The sequence below is a fragment of the Staphylococcus sp. HMSC067F07 genome (genome assembly GCF_001837405.1).
Classification (GTDB): domain Bacteria; phylum Bacillota; class Bacilli; order Staphylococcales; family Staphylococcaceae; genus Staphylococcus; species Staphylococcus capitis.
In genome coordinates this window covers 776,329-794,356 of the sequence record NZ_KV832237.1, presented here as the reverse complement: position 1 = coordinate 794,356, position 18,028 = coordinate 776,329, and the positions used below count along the sequence as shown (strand labels likewise).

General features: G+C 33.8%; 19 protein-coding genes. 12 read left to right on the top strand and 7 right to left on the bottom strand.

What is annotated here, in order from left to right; translation table 11 throughout:
* Positions 1-134 precede the first annotated feature (134 nt).
* From pta to HMPREF2706_RS10760, 6 genes are all read left to right on the top strand, one after another.
* Positions 135-1,124 (top strand): phosphate acetyltransferase, encoded by a 990-nt coding sequence (gene pta, locus HMPREF2706_RS10785; RefSeq protein WP_070862373.1) that lies wholly within the window; start codon positions 135-137, stop codon positions 1,122-1,124.
* The gene (locus tag HMPREF2706_RS10780) at positions 1,124-1,963 is read left to right on the top strand and encodes a lipoate--protein ligase family protein (protein ID WP_023350745.1); all 840 of its coding nucleotides are present in this window, start codon (positions 1,124-1,126) and stop codon (positions 1,961-1,963) included. Before pta ends, HMPREF2706_RS10780 begins: the two co-directional genes overlap by 1 nt.
* A gap of 521 nt (positions 1,964-2,484) precedes the next feature.
* Positions 2,485-3,405 (top strand): mevalonate kinase, encoded by a 921-nt coding sequence (mvk, locus tag HMPREF2706_RS10775; protein ID WP_030059932.1) that lies wholly within the window; start codon positions 2,485-2,487, stop codon positions 3,403-3,405.
* 4 nt (positions 3,406-3,409) lie between these two features.
* Complete coding sequence (gene mvaD, locus HMPREF2706_RS10770; protein WP_070862372.1) at positions 3,410-4,393, top strand: diphosphomevalonate decarboxylase; 984 nt, start codon at positions 3,410-3,412, stop codon at positions 4,391-4,393.
* A 12-nt stretch (positions 4,394-4,405) separates the two neighbouring features.
* Positions 4,406-5,482: a phosphomevalonate kinase gene (locus HMPREF2706_RS10765; RefSeq protein ID WP_002433171.1), complete on the top strand. Its 1,077-nt coding sequence runs from the start codon at positions 4,406-4,408 to the stop codon at positions 5,480-5,482.
* A gap of 156 nt (positions 5,483-5,638) precedes the next feature.
* Entirely contained in the window at positions 5,639-5,980 is a 342-nt protein-coding gene (locus tag HMPREF2706_RS10760) for a YuzB family protein (protein ID WP_002433135.1), read from the top strand.
* A gap of 183 nt (positions 5,981-6,163) precedes the next feature.
* On the opposite strand, the gene merA is transcribed toward HMPREF2706_RS10760, so the two are convergent.
* Together merA and hypR are read right to left on the bottom strand one after the other, a co-directional pair.
* Positions 6,164-7,495, bottom strand: a complete 1,332-nt coding sequence (gene merA, locus HMPREF2706_RS10755) for a hypothiocyanous acid reductase MerA (RefSeq protein WP_070862371.1) — start codon at positions 7,493-7,495, stop codon at positions 6,164-6,166.
* On the bottom strand, positions 7,492-7,923 hold the full coding sequence (hypR, locus tag HMPREF2706_RS10750; RefSeq protein WP_030063506.1) for a redox-sensitive transcriptional regulator HypR: 432 nt from the start codon (positions 7,921-7,923) through the stop codon (positions 7,492-7,494). The genes merA and hypR overlap by 4 nt, the downstream gene beginning before the upstream one ends.
* A gap of 189 nt (positions 7,924-8,112) precedes the next feature.
* Here hypR and HMPREF2706_RS10745 point away from each other — a divergent pair, with 189 nt between their 5' ends.
* From HMPREF2706_RS10745 to HMPREF2706_RS10725, 5 genes are all read left to right on the top strand, one after another.
* Entirely contained in the window at positions 8,113-9,051 is a 939-nt protein-coding gene (locus HMPREF2706_RS10745; RefSeq protein ID WP_030063504.1) for an aldo/keto reductase, read from the top strand.
* A 164-nt stretch (positions 9,052-9,215) separates the two neighbouring features.
* Positions 9,216-9,755 (top strand): flavodoxin family protein, encoded by a 540-nt coding sequence (locus HMPREF2706_RS10740; RefSeq protein ID WP_030063502.1) that lies wholly within the window; start codon positions 9,216-9,218, stop codon positions 9,753-9,755.
* A 249-nt stretch (positions 9,756-10,004) separates the two neighbouring features.
* A complete protein-coding gene (locus HMPREF2706_RS10735; RefSeq protein WP_002433199.1) occupies positions 10,005-10,481 on the top strand; it encodes a GNAT family N-acetyltransferase in 477 nt (158 codons plus the stop codon).
* A gap of 117 nt (positions 10,482-10,598) precedes the next feature.
* Positions 10,599-11,897, top strand: coding sequence for an HD domain-containing protein (locus HMPREF2706_RS10730; RefSeq protein ID WP_002452531.1), 1,299 nt, complete (start codon positions 10,599-10,601; stop codon positions 11,895-11,897).
* Between the two features lie 83 nt (positions 11,898-11,980).
* Positions 11,981-12,487: a YwhD family protein gene (locus HMPREF2706_RS10725; protein WP_023350739.1), complete on the top strand. Its 507-nt coding sequence runs from the start codon at positions 11,981-11,983 to the stop codon at positions 12,485-12,487.
* Between the two features lie 97 nt (positions 12,488-12,584).
* Here the strand turns inward: HMPREF2706_RS10725 and HMPREF2706_RS10720 are convergent, their stop codons facing one another.
* The 5 genes from HMPREF2706_RS10720 to larA are packed head-to-tail and all read right to left on the bottom strand — an operon-like array spanning position 12,585 to position 17,094.
* A complete protein-coding gene (locus tag HMPREF2706_RS10720; RefSeq protein ID WP_002433151.1) occupies positions 12,585-12,983 on the bottom strand; it encodes a nuclear transport factor 2 family protein in 399 nt (132 codons plus the stop codon).
* Positions 12,984-13,006: 23 nt separating this feature from the next.
* Positions 13,007-14,194, bottom strand: a complete 1,188-nt coding sequence (gene larC, locus HMPREF2706_RS10715) for a nickel pincer cofactor biosynthesis protein LarC (protein ID WP_030063500.1) — start codon at positions 14,192-14,194, stop codon at positions 13,007-13,009.
* Positions 14,195-14,208: 14 nt separating this feature from the next.
* Positions 14,209-14,967 carry a nickel pincer cofactor biosynthesis protein LarB gene (gene larB / locus HMPREF2706_RS10710; RefSeq protein ID WP_049428848.1) on the bottom strand — a complete coding sequence of 253 codons (759 nt, stop codon included), beginning with the start codon at positions 14,965-14,967 and terminating at the stop codon, positions 14,209-14,211.
* Positions 14,968-14,970: 3 nt separating this feature from the next.
* Positions 14,971-15,807, bottom strand: coding sequence for an ATP-dependent sacrificial sulfur transferase LarE (larE, locus tag HMPREF2706_RS10705; protein WP_023350735.1), 837 nt, complete (start codon positions 15,805-15,807; stop codon positions 14,971-14,973).
* Positions 15,808-15,825: 18 nt separating this feature from the next.
* Positions 15,826-17,094, bottom strand: coding sequence for a nickel-dependent lactate racemase (gene larA / locus HMPREF2706_RS10700; RefSeq protein ID WP_064212337.1), 1,269 nt, complete (start codon positions 17,092-17,094; stop codon positions 15,826-15,828).
* A gap of 217 nt (positions 17,095-17,311) precedes the next feature.
* On the opposite strand from larA, the gene HMPREF2706_RS10695 reads away from it, so the two are divergent.
* Complete coding sequence (locus tag HMPREF2706_RS10695; RefSeq protein ID WP_049428843.1) at positions 17,312-17,833, top strand: VOC family protein; 522 nt, start codon at positions 17,312-17,314, stop codon at positions 17,831-17,833.
* Positions 17,834-18,028 lie beyond the last annotated feature (195 nt).

Below are 18,028 nucleotides of genomic sequence, written 5' to 3'. Positions count from 1 at the left end.
CGTTAAATTTTATCATAAACAAACTAGGAACTCCTAAGTAAATGTTTACAATTGAGTGAAATGGAATTCTACTACAAAATGACGTATAATTTGAAATGTAAACGTTATTATGAATGTGAATTGAGGAGGACATTATGGCTGATTTATTAAATGTATTACAAGAAAAATTATCTGGAAAAAATGTAAAAATTGTATTACCTGAAGGGGAAGACGAAAGAGTTTTAACGGCAGCAACGCAATTACAAGAGAGTGATTATGTTTCACCCATCGTGTTAGGTAATGAAGAAAAAATTAAATCTTTAGCAGAAGAAAAATCTCTCAATTTAACTAATATTGAAATTATTGATCCTTCATCAAGTGATTTAAAACCTGAATTAGTAGATGAATTTGTAGAGCGTAGAAAAGGTAAAGCGACTAAAGAACAAGCTGAAGAAATGTTAGATAATGTTAATTATTTCGGTACAATGCTTGTTTACACTGGTAAAGCCGCAGGTTTAGTAAGCGGTGCTGCACATTCAACTGGCGATACAGTACGTCCAGCATTACAAATTATTAAAACTAAACCAGGTGTATCTAAGACTTCTGGTATATTCTTTATGATTAAAGATGACGAGCAATATATCTTCGGCGACTGTGCCATCAACCCTGAATTAGATGCTCAAGGATTAGCTGAAATTGCTGTAGAAAGTGCTAAGTCTGCACTAAGCTTTGGTATGGAACCAAAAGTAGCAATGTTAAGCTTCTCTACAAAGGGCTCTGCTAAATCAGACGACGTGACTAAAGTTCAAGAAGCATTAAAATTAGCTCAAGAAAAAGTTCAATCTTATAATATTGAAAATGTTGTGATTGATGGGGAATTCCAATTTGATGCTGCGATTGTCCCTAGTGTAGCTGAGAAAAAAGCGCCTGGCGCTAAAATTCAAGGAGACGCTAATGTGTTTATCTTCCCAAGTCTTGAAGCAGGTAACATTGGCTATAAAATTGCACAACGTTTAGGTGGTTATGATGCAGTTGGTCCTGTTCTTCAAGGTCTAAATTCGCCTGTTAATGACTTATCACGTGGATGCTCAACTGAAGATGTTTATAACTTATCTATTATTACTGCAGCTCAATCACTACAATAATGGATTTATCAAGTAAATATTTTAACCAAATACCGTGGCGTTATGTGGATCATTCAACGGGTCTGGAACCCATGCAATCCTTTGCATTTGACGATACATTCTCTGAAAGTGTTGGGAAAGACTTATCATGTAATGTAGTAAGAACTTGGATTCACCAACATACAGTTATCCTTGGTATACACGATTCAAGACTTCCATTTTTAAGTGATGGCATACGTTATTTAACAAATGAAGTAGGCTATAATGCCATTGTGAGAAATTCAGGTGGACTTGGCGTAGTATTGGACCAAGGTGTGCTTAATATTTCTTTAATATTTAAAGGACAAACTGAAACAACTATAGATGAAGCTTTTACAGTAATGTATCTATTGATATGTAAGATGTTTGAAGACGAAGATGTAGATATTCACACACATGAAATTGAACAATCTTATTGTCCTGGTAAATTCGATTTAAGTATTGATGGCAAGAAATTTGCTGGTATTTCTCAAAGACGTGTACGTGGAGGTATAGCGGTTCAAATCTATCTTTGTGTAGAAGGATCGGGTTCTAAGCGTGCTGCTATGATGAGAGACTTTTATCAACACGCACTCAAAGGAGAAACAACCAAGTTTCGTTTCCCTAATATTGATCCCGAATCTATGGCTTCATTAGAGACGTTACTCAATAAAGACATTAAAGTTCAAGATGTAATGTTTTTACTTTTATATGCACTGAAAGATTTAGGTGCTCAATTAAATATGGATCCAGTTACTGAAGATGAATGGCAACGATATGAAGGTTATTTTGAAAAAATGATCGAACGAAATGCAAAAATGCATCAAAAATTAGATTTGTAAAGCGTGCGTAAGAATATTTTAAATAGATGAGTAAGTGAATAGGAGAAGGTCTACAAAAAACTCGATTTGTAGACCTTCTCTACTTGTATTATCAAATAAAGAATAAATTCTTATATCATTAGTTATAGATATATATTCCCAGGTCTTTTTGTAGTATCATATGTAAGGTGGAAAATTTTAGAAAACTTTAGTTAAAATTTATTAAATGTTTACATAATCGAAGTTAAAGGTAAATATAATTCATAATTTTGATAACTCTATTTAAGAGTTTTATACTATTAAAGTATTGTTAGTTATCAAGAAAAGATTTATTATACTCTTTTGTAGTTAAAAAATACTGATATTAAAATATTGCATCGTTAAACAGTGGCAACACAATTGTAAAATTCGCTAAAATAGTAATTTCAATGATGTCTAAATATAGACGTATTTATACGTAATAAAAATTATTTTTCAAATTAATTATCAGATAGTGTCAATGAATTAAAGTATATATAAGGTATATAAAAAGGTGAGAAAACATGACGAGACAAGGATACGGGGAGTCTACCGGAAAGATTATTCTAATAGGTGAACACGCAGTAACATTTGGTCAGCCAGCAATCGCCATCCCATTTAATGCTAGTAAAATAAAAATATTAATTGAAAGTATGGAGGAAGGTAACTATTCTTCTATTACAAGTGATGTATATGATGGCATGTTATATGATGCGCCTGAACATCTAAAGTCTATCATTAATCGTTTTATAGAAAGAAGTGGTGTAAAAGAACCACTTTCTGTAAAAATCCAAACGAACTTACCTCCTTCAAGAGGACTAGGTTCAAGTGCAGCCGTAGCTGTTGCATTTGTTAGAGCTAGTTATGACTTCATGGGAGAACCTTTAGATGATGACACATTAATCAAGGAAGCAAATTGGGCAGAACGTATTGCACATGGTAAACCAAGTGGGATTGATACACAAACTATAGTTTCTAATAAACCTGTATGGTTCAAACAAGGGCACGTTGAAAACCTTAAATCACTTCAACTTGATGGTTATATGATAGTTATAGACACTGGAGTCAAAGGATCGACTAAACAGGCAGTAGAAGATGTTCATAGATTGTGTGAAGACCCTGGATACTTGAGCCATATTGAACATATTGGATCTCTTGTTCATGAAGCAAGTGAATCTATTGAAAAACATGACTTTAATCATCTTGCAGATATATTTAATCAATGCCAAAAAGACTTAAGACACTTAACCGTTAGCCATGATAAAATAGAAAGACTATTAAAAATAGGTGAAGAACATGGTGCTATCGCTGGTAAGCTTACTGGAGGAGGACGTGGCGGTAGCATGCTTCTTCTTGCGCAAGATTTACAAACTGCCAAAAAGATCGTAGCAGCTGTTGAAAAAGCAGGCGCAGCACATACGTGGATTGAACATTTAGGAGGGTAAACCATTGATGAAAAGTGGCAAAGCACGTGCGCACACAAATATTGCGTTAATCAAATACTGGGGTAAAGCTGATGAATCATATATTATTCCGATGAATAATAGTTTATCTGTCACGCTAGAACGTTTTTATACTGAAACACAAGTAACGTTTGACGCGTCACTAACTGAAGACCAACTTATTCTAAACGGGGAAGAAGTTGATGCTAAAGAAACAACTAAAATCCAAAAATATATGGATATCGTGAGAGATGTTGCTGCCACAGATTTACATGCTAAAATTGAAAGCAATAATTTTGTTCCTACAGCGGCTGGATTAGCTTCATCGGCTAGTGCATACGCTGCATTAGCAGCTGCTTGTAATGAAGCACTTCAATTAGGTTTATCAAGCAAGGATTTATCTAGATTAGCACGTCGAGGTTCTGGTTCAGCTTCAAGAAGTATCTACGGAGGCTTTGCTGAATGGGAAAAAGGTCAGGATGATGCGACTTCTTATGCTCATGCTATTGATGCTAATGATTGGGAAAAAGATCTTTCTATGATTTTTGTAGTAATCAATAACCAATCGAAAAAAGTCTCAAGTCGTTCAGGGATGTCTTTAACAAGAGAAACATCTCGTTTCTATCAATATTGGCTTGACCATGTTGATCAAGATTTAGCTGAGACAAAAGAAGCAATAAAAAATAAAGATTTCAAACATTTAGGTGAAGTTATAGAAGCAAATGGTTTAAGAATGCATGCTACAAATTTAGGTGCACAACCGCCATTTACATATTTGGTTCAAGAAAGTTACGATGCGATGGCTGTCGTCCATCAGTGTCGTGAAGCTGGCTTGCCTAGTTATTTCACCATGGACGCAGGACCAAATGTTAAAGTGTTAGTTGAAAAGAAAAATAAACAAGCTGTCGTTGAACAATTTTTAAAAGAATTTGATGAATCGCAAATTATTGTAAGTGATATTATTAGTACTGGCGTTGAAATTATTAAGTAAGGAAGAGATAGAATGATACAGGTCAAAGCACCCGGAAAACTTTATGTCGCAGGTGAATATGCTGTAACAGAACCAGGCTATAAATCTGTCCTTATTGCAGTAGACAGATTTGTTACAGCAACAATAGAAGCCTCTAATGAAGTTGAGGGAAGTATTCATTCCAAAACATTACATTACGAACCTGTAAAATTTGATCGTAATGAAGATAAAATTGAAATATCTGATGTGCAAGCTGCTAAGCAATTGAAGTATGTAGTTACTGCTATCGAGGTATTTGAACAATATGCACGCAGTTGCAATATCAAACTTAAACATTTCCACTTAACGATTGATAGTAATTTAGCTGATGATTCTGGCCAGAAGTATGGCTTAGGATCAAGTGCTGCTGTTTTAGTTTCAGTTGTTAAAGTATTGAATGAGTTTTATGACATGCAACTTTCGAATTTGTATATCTATAAATTAGCAGTTATAGCTAATATGAAATTACAAAGTTTGAGTTCTTGTGGAGATATAGCAGTGAGTGTATACAGCGGTTGGCTTGCTTATAGTACATTCGATCATGATTGGGTTAAGCAACAGATGGAAGAAACATCTGTAAATGACGTATTAGAAAAAAACTGGCCAGGACTTCATATTGAACCATTACAGGCACCAGAAAATATGGAAGTTTTAATTGGATGGACAGGTTCTCCTGCATCATCACCGCATTTGGTTAGTGAAGTAAAACGTCTAAAATCTGACCCAAGTTTCTACGGTGAATTTTTAGATCGATCACATGATTGTGTAGAAAGTTTAATTCAAGCGTTTAAGACTAATAATATTAAAGGCGTTCAAAAGATGATACGACAAAATCGTCGTGTTATTCAATCAATGGATGTTGAAGCAACAGTTGATATAGAAACAGATAAACTTAAGAAATTATGTGACATTGGTGAGAAACACGGTGGCGCATCTAAAACATCTGGCGCTGGTGGCGGTGATTGTGGTATAACAATTATTAACACTATTATTGATAAACAGTTAATTTATGATGAATGGATAGCGCAAGGGATTAAACCATTAAAATTTAGGATTTATCATGGACAGTAATAAAAACAGCCTTTATTAAAGGTTGTTTTTTTATATGGTGTATATTATCGATTAAATCAACTTGAAATTTATAGCAAAAAGAGTAAAATAATTAGAGTTATATAGAGAAATGATTTTGATATGAGCTGATTTAATAATAGAAAGGTGGGTAGCAAGATGCAGAATAAATTTCTGATTTGCGATGAATGTCAGGCAGTTAATATTAAAACGTTGAAAAAGAAATTAGAAAAATTAGATCCTGAAGCGGAAATTGAGATTGGCTGTCAGTCATACTGTGGTCCGGGAAGACGTAAGACCTTTGCATTCGTTAATAATCGCCCACTTGCTGCTTTAACTGAAGAAGAGTTAATGGAGAAGGTCATTAAACAATTGAAGAAACCACGTGATCCTGAGGAAGAAGAGCGTTTAAGAAAACGTAATGAAGAACGCAAACGCCGTAAAGAAGAGCAAGACCGCAAACTTAAAGAGAAACTAGAAAAACGTAAAGCGGCTAAATAGATAAATACTAAAAAAAGGAACTGACGTAGCGCAGTTCCTTTTTTTGATAAAATCCAAAGTGAGAGTTTTAATACAGTAGATAGGGATTTACTGCATAAGAACCACTAATGATTAAAAATCAAAGTGTTAATAGGAACACAGTAGATAGGGATCTACTGTATAAGAACCACTAATGATTAAAAATCAAAGTGGTTCTAAAAACAAATCGTTGAATGATTCGGCCATAGTTGGGTGTGTATAGATATTTTCACTTAGTACTGTGTATGGGATGTGCTGATCTATCACTAATTTGATGAGATTAATCAATTCTTCTGATTCTTTTCCATATAAACTTGCACCTAATATTTCGCCATTATCTTTATTTAGTACAACTTTGAAAATACCTCTTGAATCGTTATTAATTTTATGTCGAGGTATTGTATTTACGTAGATTTTATTTTCCAGGAAATTAAAACCTTGTGCTTCTGCTTCAGCAGCAGTGAGACCAACTCTTGATAGAGGTGGATCGATAAATACTGTATAAGGAATGTTGCCTCTATTCTCAGTTGTTCGCGATCCATCTCCAAAGAGTTGGGAACGAAGAATTCTAAAGTCATCAAGAGAAATGTAAGTGAATTGTAAGCCACCTTTAACATCCCCAGCTGCATAGATATGTTTAACTGAAGTTTGAAGTTGGGAATTCACCTGTATTTCACCACGTTGACCGATTTTTACGTCAGTATTCTCTAGACCTAGTCCATCGATGTTAGGTTTACGTCCAGTTGCTAGTAACACTGCATCAGCTTTGAATTTACCATGATTGGTATGAACGATTGTTGAGTCGCCTTCATTAGAAAATGCAGTTGTTTCAACGTTTGTATGAACTGAAATCCCTTTGTCTTGCAAATCTTGAAGTGCTAGGTCAGCCACCTCTCGGTCCTCACGAGGCATTATCACATCACCATGTTCTAATATGGTCACATGTGTTCCTAAATTACTAAACATTGAAGCAAATTCGAGTGCAATATATCCACCACCCACAATGACTAAGTCTTTAGGTTGGAAATTAATATTTAATAATCCAGTTGAATCATATATATTTTTAGTAGTTTTTATACCCTCAATTTTTGGTATATTTGCTTGAGCTCCAGTATTAATGACGATTTTGTTCCCTGTGATTTTATCTTTTACATTACCTGCATGATCCAATAACGCAATTTCATTATTAGAAACAAAAGACGCTTTATAATCTAATATATCTATATTGTCTTTTGATGCTAAATTGTTATAATTCTTTTTATTTAATGCATTCACTACTTCATTTTTTCTTGAAAATGCTTCATCGAAAGATGCTCCTTCGATACCGTCATGCACTAATGTTTTAGAAGGAATACATCCAATATTTATACATGTACCGCCATACATTTTAGATGATTGTTCTATAAGTGCGACGTGCTGTCCTTGTCCGGCTGCGAAAGATGCTAAAGTTTTACCTGCTTTACCAAATCCAATGATGATAAGGTCATAAGATGTCATATTTGGTTTACCTCCTGCAAAATGTCGTTTAAGACATCTTGAATTGTTTTGTTACGATAGAAATTTAAAATGAGTTGAATTTCTTCATCACGATATCGAGCCATTATCTGTGCAATATGTTTAGAAATGTCACAGTGACTGTTGCGGTCTCCAGTGTAAACGCGTTGATTATTATCTTTAGTGAGAACGAATTGTTGATATAACTCAGCTAAATTCACTGTAGAGGTATATTGATTAGCTTTGTATCCGCCATCTTTACCACGTACTGTAGTGATAAGTTGCTGGTCGCTTAAGTTAGCCACGACACGTCTTAACTGAACGGGATTAAGACAAGTTAATTCCGCCAATTCCTTACTATTAAATTTTTCGTTTTTGTGCTTAGTAAGAAAGCTTAACACATGTACCGCAATGTTGAATTCTAAATTCATATCTACCCACCTTAAATGTAACTTCTTTAGTTACATTTAACTGCAATAAGTATCAATAGTCAATCTTTATGACTTCGTCAAAAATTTTTCGTGATTTTATATACTATAAGAAGGGTAAATGTAATTTGTAAGTTCATTTTTTGAAAATGAAATAAAAAAACAGTAATAGTAATGAAGGAGATGACTTCAATGGCTAATAAAGTACAATTAGGTAAATCAGATGTTAAAGTCTTCCCAATTGCACTTGGAACTAATGCAGTAGGTGGACATAATTTATATCCGAATTTAGATGAAGAACAAGGTAAAGACGTTGTACGTAAAGCAATTGATAATGGTATCACTTTATTAGATACAGCTTATATTTATGGACCTGAACGTTCTGAAGAACTCGTTGGACAAGTTGTACAAGAATATCCACGTGAACAAGTACAAATCGCAACTAAAGGGTCACATGTTATTAAAGATAATGATGAAGTGGTACAAAATAATGACCCAGAATATCTAAAGCAACAAGTTGAGAATAGTTTAAAACGTCTCCAAGTAGATTATATTGATTTATATTATATTCATTTTCCTGATGAAGAGACGCCAAAAGATAAAGCTGTTGCAGCGTTAAAAGAATTAAAAGATGAAGGTAAAATAAAAGCAATAGGTGTGTCTAACTTCTCATTAGAACAATTGAAAGAAGCAAATAAAGATGGATATGTCGATGTCGTACAATTAGAATATAATTTATTACATCGTGAAAATGAAGAAGTAATGGCATATGCAGCGGAAAATAATATTACATTTGTACCATACTTCCCATTAGCTTCTGGAATTTTAGCAGGTAAATATGATGAAGACCAAACATTTGACGATCATCGTGCAACACGTCGTGATTTCCAACCTGAAGTGTTCAATGATAATGTACGCCGTGTTAAGGAATTAACGGATATAGCGGAAGCGCACAACACATCAATTGCTAATGTCGTACTAGCATTCTACTTAACACGTCCATCATTAGACGTTGTAATTCCAGGTGCTAAACGCGCTGAACAAGTTGTAGAAAATATTGATGCTGCAAATATTGAATTAACTCAAGATGAAATTAATAAAATTGATCAATTATTCCCGATTGAAAATTAATAATTGGGAAGTTTAAGAGCGATACCAACATATGACGTTGAGTATCGCTTTTTTAATGTAATTATAAATTTTAAAGTTTAGACAAAATAATTTGAGAAATTTTGGGTATGTTAAATAATATCTATACATAAAAATGCACAGTATAAAGTTGGAGGAAATGAATAATGATTACGGTGTTGTTTGGTGGGAGCCGTCCTGAAGGGAATACGGCAGAATTAACCCGATATACTTTAGATGGTTTAGATTACACTTGGGTGGATGTCACTCAATATCAATTTAATCCTGTTCGTGATGTGAGACATGAAGATTACTATATTGAATCGTATGAAGACGATTATAAACAACTTATTGATTTAGTATTAGAGAGTGATACAGTGATATTTGCGTCGCCAGTATATTGGTATAGTATTTCGGCTTCTTTGAAGGCATTTATAGATCATTGGTCTGAGACTATGGAAGACAAAGATTATCATGATTTCAAATCTAAGATGGCTATAAAGGATTTTCGATTAATTTTAGTAGGTGGCGATTGTCCTAAAGTCAAAGCTAAACCATGTATTACTCAGATGAAATATAGTGTAGAGTTTTTGGGCGGAGAGTTGAAAGGTTATATTATTGGAACTGCTGAAAAGCCTGGAGATATTAAAAAAGATATATATGCTTTAGATCGTGCACGAGAATGGAATGAAGAACTAGGTAAATAAGATTATGACAATTCAACGGAAGAAACATTTTAAATTTTAATGTTATCTTTCGTTGTTTTTTATTTTTTGTGAGTTAGTAGTTTCGTTTAATTCTATTTATCGAAATTTTATTAATTTTCCAGTTTGGATTTTAATAGTTTCAAAATAATTTTTATATAGGGTTTTTAAATGTTTAAATTGAATTAAGTTAACATAAATGTGATATAATGCCTTTATTAATAGCTTGTAATAGTTAGGGGAGAAAGTAACATGTATAGAGTGAGACAAGCAACTGAGAATGATGTAGTAGCTATTAGAGATGTTGCTACTAAAGCTTGGTATAATACATATTTAAATATTTATGCAGCTTCTACAGTCAATGAATTGTTGGCTGCTTCATATAATGAAACTCATTTGAAGAAGAGATTAAAAGAACAACTCTTTTTAGTGGCGGAAGAAGATGATGAGATTATAGGTTTTGCAAATTTCATTTATGGCGAGGAATTATATCTCGCTGCACATTATGTGAGACCACAATCTCAACATAAAGGTTATGGTACAAGTTTACTTAAAGAAGGTTTAAATCAATTTAAAGATAGATATGATACCGTTTATTTAGAAGTAGATAATAAGAATAACCATGGTATTGATTATTATAAGGAAAATGGCTTTGAAATCGTTCGTTCTTATCAACCTGAAATGTATGGAGAGACGATGGACTTAGCTCTAATGAAAAAGACCTTTTAATATCATAAACGATATGCATCAAAACTAGTTTATTAATGGAGTTAAATTATTTCCGGGGTAATACTCAAACAAAAAAGCACTATGAACGTCATTCTAGTGTTCCTAAGGAGGGGAAGTATGGCACTATCATCATATGCAACAAGTAAACTAACTGAAGAAAAGGTATTTAAAGATCCTATTCATCGATACATACATGTTAAAGATCAGTTGATTTGGGATTTAATTAAAACTAAAGAATTTCAACGTTTAAGACGTATCAAACAACTTGGTACCTTATATTTATCGTTTCATACTGCAGAACATAGTCGCTTTGGGCATTCATTAGGTGTATATGAAATCGTTCGTCGAATGATTGACGAGTCTTTTATAGGTAGAGAGGCCTGGGATAATACAGACCGTCCACTTGCACTGTGCGCAGCGTTGCTACATGATTTAGGCCATGGCCCTTTCTCTCATAGTTTTGAAAAGATATTTAATACTGATCATGAAGCATTTACTCAAGCTATAATCACTGAAGACACGGAAGTCAATGAAGTGCTTAGTCGCGTTTCTGAAACATTCCCACAAGAAGTTGCAGATGTTATTAATAAAACACATGATAATAAACTAATTATATCAATGATATCTTCTCAAATTGATGCTGATCGTATGGACTACTTACAACGTGATGCGTATTTCACAGGTGTGACTTATGGTTCGTTTGATATGGAACGTATTTTAAGATTAATGCGTCCTTCAAAAGATGAAGTATTGATTAAAGAGAGTGGTATGCACGCGGTTGAGAATTTTATTATGAGTCGTTACCAAATGTATTGGCAAATCTATTTTCACCCTGTAAGTCGTGGGGGAGAAGTTTTACTAAATAATTGTTTACAACGCGCGAAGCAACTTTATAGTGAAGGCTATGAATTTAGAATGTATCCCCATGACTTTGTACCATTCTTCGAAGGGACAATGACAATTGAACAGTATGTTGAGTTAGATGAAGCGGTTGTACTATATTACTTGAAAAAATGGATTAATGAAGATGATCCTATACTCAGTGACTTGTCACGTCGTTTTATAAATAGAGATTTATTCAAATATATCCCGTTTGATGGTTCAATAATTACTATTTCAGAATTACAAGAATTATTTGAAGCAGGTGGTATCAACCCTGACTATTACTTTGTAAGTGAAGCTTTCTCAGATTTACCTTATGATTACGATCGCCCTGGATCTAATCGTAAACCGATCCATTTATTAAGAAGTAATGGTTCTATTACAGAAATAAGTCATCAATCTATGGTAATTAATAGTATTACTGGTATTAATCGTGAAGACCATAAATTATATTATCCTAAGGAACTGATTCTAAATATAGATAATCTTGAAATTAAAGGTGCTATTATTAATTTATTGAATGAACTTAATTAGAGCTTTACACTCATTGTACCTATTAGATAAGATTGAAAATATCATCATTGAATCAATGATTTTCAGAATGGGAGGTATCTAACTTGGCTGAGAAAAAAGGTTTTAATTTTAATATTATAAAAAATGACCCACTAGATGGACATAAAGGAACGAATATCGGGTCAATTAGTTTAGATAATATTGCACCTGTTTTTATAGATGTTGAAAATAAAGAAGCTTTTATTGATATTGGCGGGATGCATGCACGTGCAAAAGTTGAAAAAGGTGTTAAATGGATTAATGATAAAGAGCAAGTTGAAGGCGACGAAGCTAAAGAATATTGGTTGTGTTGGGTGACTACAGAACGTAGTGAACAAGGACCGTACTATGCAGGTGTCACAGCTTGTTACTTATTAGTGAATAGAAGTATCCGTCGTGGCTATAAGAGTATGCCTGAACATGTAAATATGATGGATAAATCTATGAAACATCAATTTATTATCGATCAAATTGGTGATGAAAATAAGAAAATCTTAAAAAAATTCTTAAAAGATCATAACGAAGACATGTGGAATAATTCTAGCGACGAATTATATCAAGCATTTGAATAACTATTAAAAATATATTCATTTTGTAATAAATATATCCGAATAAAATCTAAGCCTTTAAATGAATGTTTGCTAAATTCATTTAAAGGCTCTTATAGTATTATTTCACACTGCCAATTCCGTTAAGTTCTTCATTATAAGGCAATGTTAATTCTTTGCATGTGATGACTTTACCATCTTCATTAAAGACAAATTCTGCATAAACTTCTACTTTACCTTTATCTCCATTTTTCTTTTCTACATGAACATCATAGCGTAAAAAAATCGTGTTTTGAGACTCATCTATGAGCATGGTTTTAAATTCTTCAATAGAAAGACGAGCCACAACTTCTTTCAGTTTCTTAAGATGATCTGTGAACTCATTAATATCAGACGTTTGATGATCTGTGGTTTGAACATAAGAAGGGGCAAAGTACGTATCAATTTTATTAACATCAAGATTGATTAAAATATCAGTATAAAGCTTTTCTATTGTAGATTTTAAATCATCTCTATTCATCACTTATCTCCTCTATAAAGTAATTATTTTAATTCTTCACCAATTTGATATGTGTGATACAAAGCTTCTATAATTTCATTATGAATGACATGAAATGGTCTTTCAAATCTTTTAGCAACTTGTTTTACATCTTCATATTCGGGTTTCATTTTTAAAATTTCACCCTCTTGCAAAGCGAATTTCACAGAAATATTCCCGTAGTCGGTATCAATGTCTCTAAATTCTCGATCTAGTATATTTCTACGAACTGCGTAACTACGAACTCCGAGAGAAGATGTTTCTTGTAAGATTAAAGTTTCAAATTTAGCTGCGTTCTCAGTTTTACAGATTAAGGTTAATTGCGTACTTGGACGTCCTTTTTTCATAAATATTGGAGTGTAGTAAATATCTAGTGCACCATGTTCGAGTGCTATATCCATGAAGTGTCCTAATGATTCAGGTGACATATCATCAATTTGGCATTCGATAACTTGGACGTCATCTTGCTTTTTTGATTGAGTTTCAAATTGAATAACTCTTAACACATTAGGGAAGTCAAAGTCTTTACTCCCTGCGCCATACCCAATTTCTTTCATCGTAGCAGATGGGAATGGGCCAAATGATGATACTAAACTTTTCGCAAAGGCCGCACCAGTTGGCGTCGTTAACTCACTTTGAACATCAAATTTAGCTAATGGAACGTCTTTAAGTATCTCAGCAGTGGCAGGTGCTGGTACGGGGTAGATACCATGGGCGATATTGATTTTGCCATTACCTGTAGGAATAGGCGAGCAATATAATTCGTCAATATTTAATAATTCTAAAGCAATACATCCACCAATAATATCGATAATAGAGTCCATTGCCCCCACTTCATGAAAGTGGACGTTTTTAAATGACATACCATGAATTTTAGCTTCTGCGTGACCAATCACTTCAAATATACTTTTACTTCGAGCTTTAACACGTGGTGAAAGTGCGCTGTCATCAATCATTTTAAAGATATCTGACGCGTGACGGTGATGGTGTGGTTCATCGAAATCAATGTTTAAGGTCATTGCATGTATGCCTTGTTTTACCTTCTTCTGAAAATGAAGTTCAAAATTATCTAATGGTAACGTTTTAAGTTCGCTTTCAATTTTATGTGGGTCAGCCCCTAAATCGACTAAAGCTGACAATAGCATGTCACCGGCTATGCCTGCATGACAATCTAAGTAAATTGCATTTGCCATATTGATGCTCCATTCTAGTTATTTTCTATCATCTTCACTATCATTCCAGCGTTATATCCTCCACCAAAGCCATTATCAATATTGAGTACACTGGTACCAGGTGCACATGCGTTAATCATGGAAAGTAGTGTAGTGACGCCGTCTAAATTTGCACCATAGCCAACGCTGGTAGGGACGGCATAGATGGGATGATCGACAAGTCCTCCTACAACACTTGCCAAGGCTCCTTCCATTCCAGCAATGACCACGGATACCTTACCTTGGCGTATCACATGGATGTGATTAAATAGTCGATGAATGCCAGACACACCAACGTCATAGAAGCGTTTAACTTGAATTCCCATTACTTCCGCAGTTAAAGCAGCTTCTTCGGCTACTGCTAAGTCCGAGGTTCCAGCACAAAGGATAGAAATATAATTTTGTGATTTTTTAATTTCTTCTATCGGAGTACTCACAATATTAGCTACTGAGTGATATTGAAGATAGGGGTGATGTTCGAGTACAAACTTTGCCTTTGTTTCATCAATACGCGTCACTAAAATCACATTGTCGTGATGAGTAAGGCTTTCAATAATTTGATTAATTTGTTCTTTAGTTTTACCTTCACCGAAGATGACTTCGGGAAAGCCTTGTCGCTTTGCTCGATGTAAATCAATTTTAGCAAAGCCCAATTCGTCATAGTGAGTGAGTTGGGCTTTAGCTTCATCTATAGAAATTTGATTTGATTTTACACCTTCAAGTAAGTCAACTATAAAGTTTGGATCTTTACTCATGTGTTAACTTCCTTGTACTAAATTAGTTGCTTTTGTATCAATGACTTCGTTCATACTGCCTGTTCTGTATCCTTCTAAATCTACAGTGACATAGTCGAAACCAAGTTCTTTTAAGCGTAAAGTGATATTGTCTCTATTTTTTATTACAGTAGCTAAATCATCTTCAACCACTTCGATACGAGCGATATTATGGTGGTAGCGTACACGGACATGATTGATTCCTAATTGTAGAATGTATTTCTCTGCTTCGTTGACTTTGTTTACTTTAGCAAAGCTTAACGTTTCACCATAAGGGATTCGTGAAGCTAAACTACATAGAGCCGGTTTATTCCATACAGGTAAATCATGTTGTTTACTTAATTCTCTAATTTCTGATTTATAGAGATGTGCTTCTTGAAGTACACTACGTACTCCAAATTCATCTCTAGCTTTTAAGCCTGGACGGAAATCCTTGAGATCGTCCATAATCATGCCATCTAAGATATAATTAAAGTTGAATTCCTCTTTGATTTCATTAAGTTTTCCATAAAGAAGTCGTTTACTGAAATACCAGCTTTCGGGTGTATTCTTAACGATATTATCGTCCTCAAGTTCAGCCATTTCAGTCTCTAATACTTCTACACCTAGGCTTCGACCTAATTCAATCGCTTGGTTAAATTCTTCGTTTCTGAAAAGTTCTGATTTTACAACCACAGGTTTAACATTTTTAACACCTAAAACATCAATCGCTTTTTTAAGTACTAAACTGCTATCTACACCACCTGAATATGCAATGACAACACTTTGCATTTCTTTAAGTAAGTGATTTAATTTCATTTCTTTATTTAATAATTCAGTCATTCTCATCATCCTCCCAAATTATTCTTCATTTTCAACATATGGAATGGTTAGTGGTCCTTGTGGCATGACACCAATTGATAATTTACGTCCATATTGTTCTTCTAACTCATGAAGCGTTTGTTCAATATTTGAAGTTGGATTCAACATTGAATCTTTCAATTGTTGATCTGTTAATTTTGAGTAGACATAAACATTGGCAAAGGTCTGAATGCTCGCTTGTTTTTGAACTTGCCATTGATCCATCTCTTTAAAATTAGGATCATGGATAAGCTCTAGAATTCCCTGAGGGGTGTCAGCCATTTTAAAGATTTCAGCAAATTTACCATGATCTGGAAAGCCATCTGCACATTCGGAGACCATAATAATATTTCCGTCTTCTTTGACGATTTTACTAGCAGCACTCATACCTTTAACAGTCTGATACAAGTTTTGATCTAAAGGATAACCTGAATTAGAAGCGATGACGACATCAAAACGTTGATGGCATTTAAACATCGCGTGTTCTTTAACATAAGCACATCCTTCTTTATGTGCTTCAAAAACTTCTCCAGCGAATGCAGCCGTAATTTCCTTACTTTTGTTTAAAGCCACATTTAACATGAAGTCTGGCTTACACATACGGTTCACTTCTCTAGCCATATCCTGAACAGGGTTATCTTCTAAATTTCCCCATGTAGAACGAGGGTCGCCAATCATCTTTGCATTATGGAAAGTTTGAATAGTTTCTAATCCAGCGATACCTGGCATAATACCTTTTGGACCGCCTGAAAATCCTGCAAAGAAATGAGGTTCAATGAAACCAGTGACGATTTTGAAATCTGACTCAACATAGTCTTTATTGAGATATGCATCACAACCATATTTACTCTCCCCAACTTTGATAAGACTATCTGCTTCAGTACAGTGGTTATGGACAATTTTAACTGTATCCACAATATCTTCACCTAACATTTGAATAAGCTCATCGCGCGTTTGGTCACGATGTGTTCCTGTACCATTAATAATTACGAAATTTTCAAGTGGCACATGGTTCAATTCCTCAATTAGTAAAGGTACAAGAATATGGTTTGGTGTCGGGCGAGTGATATCACTAATTACTATAGATACGATGTCATCACTTTTAACCATTTCTTTAAGAGGTTTTGAGTTGGTTGGATGTCTTAAAACGTCTTTAATGGCTGTTTTATAATCTTCAATAGCGTCAATATTTTGAGGTTCTATAATAGTGCTATCATCAGGTACATTGACACTAATTTCAGACTTGCCGTAGAGCACATCTGTCTTCACTAACATTCCCTCCGTTTATTTAAATATTATAAATTACTATTAAATGTAAACTCTTAATAAAGTGTTGCAATGCAATTATTATATGTAAATTGTAGCACAATTTTTAGAATATTTTAATTTATGAAAATAAATAGCTTTATTCAAAATTAGTGATGTGAAATATTTAAATCTAAAATTTAGGGTAAACATCTTTAAAATAATGAAAGGGAGAAGTTCAATGAATCATATTAAGGGAATTAATCATATTGGTTTAACAGTATTAGATATTGAGGAGGCAACAACGTTCTTAAAAGAGGCGTTTGACGCTAAAATAGCGTATGATGCTCTTTCATATAATGACCAACCTCGTGAAGGAGAAGAAGTTGAACGCATGTTAGTTCTTTCAAAAGGAGCAAAAATCGTTCGTCAAAGAATGATAGTGATTGGTGAGGGAGCTAATATAGAAATGTTTGAAATAGAAAGTAATAATCAAAAAGAACCACTCAAACTAGAAGATTTAGGCTTTAATCATATTTCATTAATGGTCGATCATATTGAGGACGTATTAGAAAATGTTAAACGTGCTGGTGCAGAACCATTATCTGAAACACATGGTAATTCAACTTACGAGGATTCTGAAGGAAGTAAGAGTGTTTATGTTAAGGCACCGTTTAACGCTTTAATTGAGTTACAATCCATTCCGAATGGTTATTATTATCCAAATGATAGTGAAGCAAATGTATTTATTCCTGGTGAGTAAAATATGAGAAACTATATATTTATTCAATAGTTGTGACCAATTTTAAAAGAAGATGATATAATAAAGGATGATGTACATCAAAAATTATGAAATATGAGGTAGTTAGATGAAAAAATATGTATTCATCATTGCAACAATTGTATTCGGCATCGTATATTTCAAAAAGTATTGTTCTATTCGAGATAAATATATCAT

Excerpts from the sequence above, each read along its gene's own strand:
- pta (WP_070862373.1), top strand. The coding sequence starts at position 135 with ATGGCTGATTTATTAAATGTATTACAAGAAAAATTATCTGGAAAAAAT.
- HMPREF2706_RS10780 (WP_023350745.1), top strand. The coding sequence starts at position 1,124 with ATGGATTTATCAAGTAAATATTTTAACCAAATACCGTGGCGTTATGTG.
- mvk (WP_030059932.1), top strand. The coding sequence starts at position 2,485 with ATGACGAGACAAGGATACGGGGAGTCTACCGGAAAGATTATTCTAATA.
- HMPREF2706_RS10765 (WP_002433171.1), top strand. The coding sequence starts at position 4,406 with ATGATACAGGTCAAAGCACCCGGAAAACTTTATGTCGCAGGTGAATAT.
- HMPREF2706_RS10760 (WP_002433135.1), top strand. The coding sequence starts at position 5,639 with ATGCAGAATAAATTTCTGATTTGCGATGAATGTCAGGCAGTTAATATT.
- merA (WP_070862371.1), bottom strand. The coding sequence starts at position 7,495 with ATGACATCTTATGACCTTATCATCATTGGATTTGGTAAAGCAGGTAAA.
- hypR (WP_030063506.1), bottom strand. The coding sequence starts at position 7,923 with ATGAATTTAGAATTCAACATTGCGGTACATGTGTTAAGCTTTCTTACT.
- HMPREF2706_RS10745 (WP_030063504.1), top strand. The coding sequence starts at position 8,113 with ATGGCTAATAAAGTACAATTAGGTAAATCAGATGTTAAAGTCTTCCCA.
- HMPREF2706_RS10740 (WP_030063502.1), top strand. The coding sequence starts at position 9,216 with ATGATTACGGTGTTGTTTGGTGGGAGCCGTCCTGAAGGGAATACGGCA.
- HMPREF2706_RS10735 (WP_002433199.1), top strand. The coding sequence starts at position 10,005 with ATGTATAGAGTGAGACAAGCAACTGAGAATGATGTAGTAGCTATTAGA.
- HMPREF2706_RS10730 (WP_002452531.1), top strand. The coding sequence starts at position 10,599 with ATGGCACTATCATCATATGCAACAAGTAAACTAACTGAAGAAAAGGTA.
- HMPREF2706_RS10720 (WP_002433151.1), bottom strand. The coding sequence starts at position 12,983 with ATGAATAGAGATGATTTAAAATCTACAATAGAAAAGCTTTATACTGAT.
- larC (WP_030063500.1), bottom strand. The coding sequence starts at position 14,194 with ATGGCAAATGCAATTTACTTAGATTGTCATGCAGGCATAGCCGGTGAC.
- larB (WP_049428848.1), bottom strand. The coding sequence starts at position 14,967 with ATGAGTAAAGATCCAAACTTTATAGTTGACTTACTTGAAGGTGTAAAA.
- larE (WP_023350735.1), bottom strand. The coding sequence starts at position 15,807 with ATGACTGAATTATTAAATAAAGAAATGAAATTAAATCACTTACTTAAA.
- HMPREF2706_RS10695 (WP_049428843.1), top strand. The coding sequence starts at position 17,312 with ATGAATCATATTAAGGGAATTAATCATATTGGTTTAACAGTATTAGAT.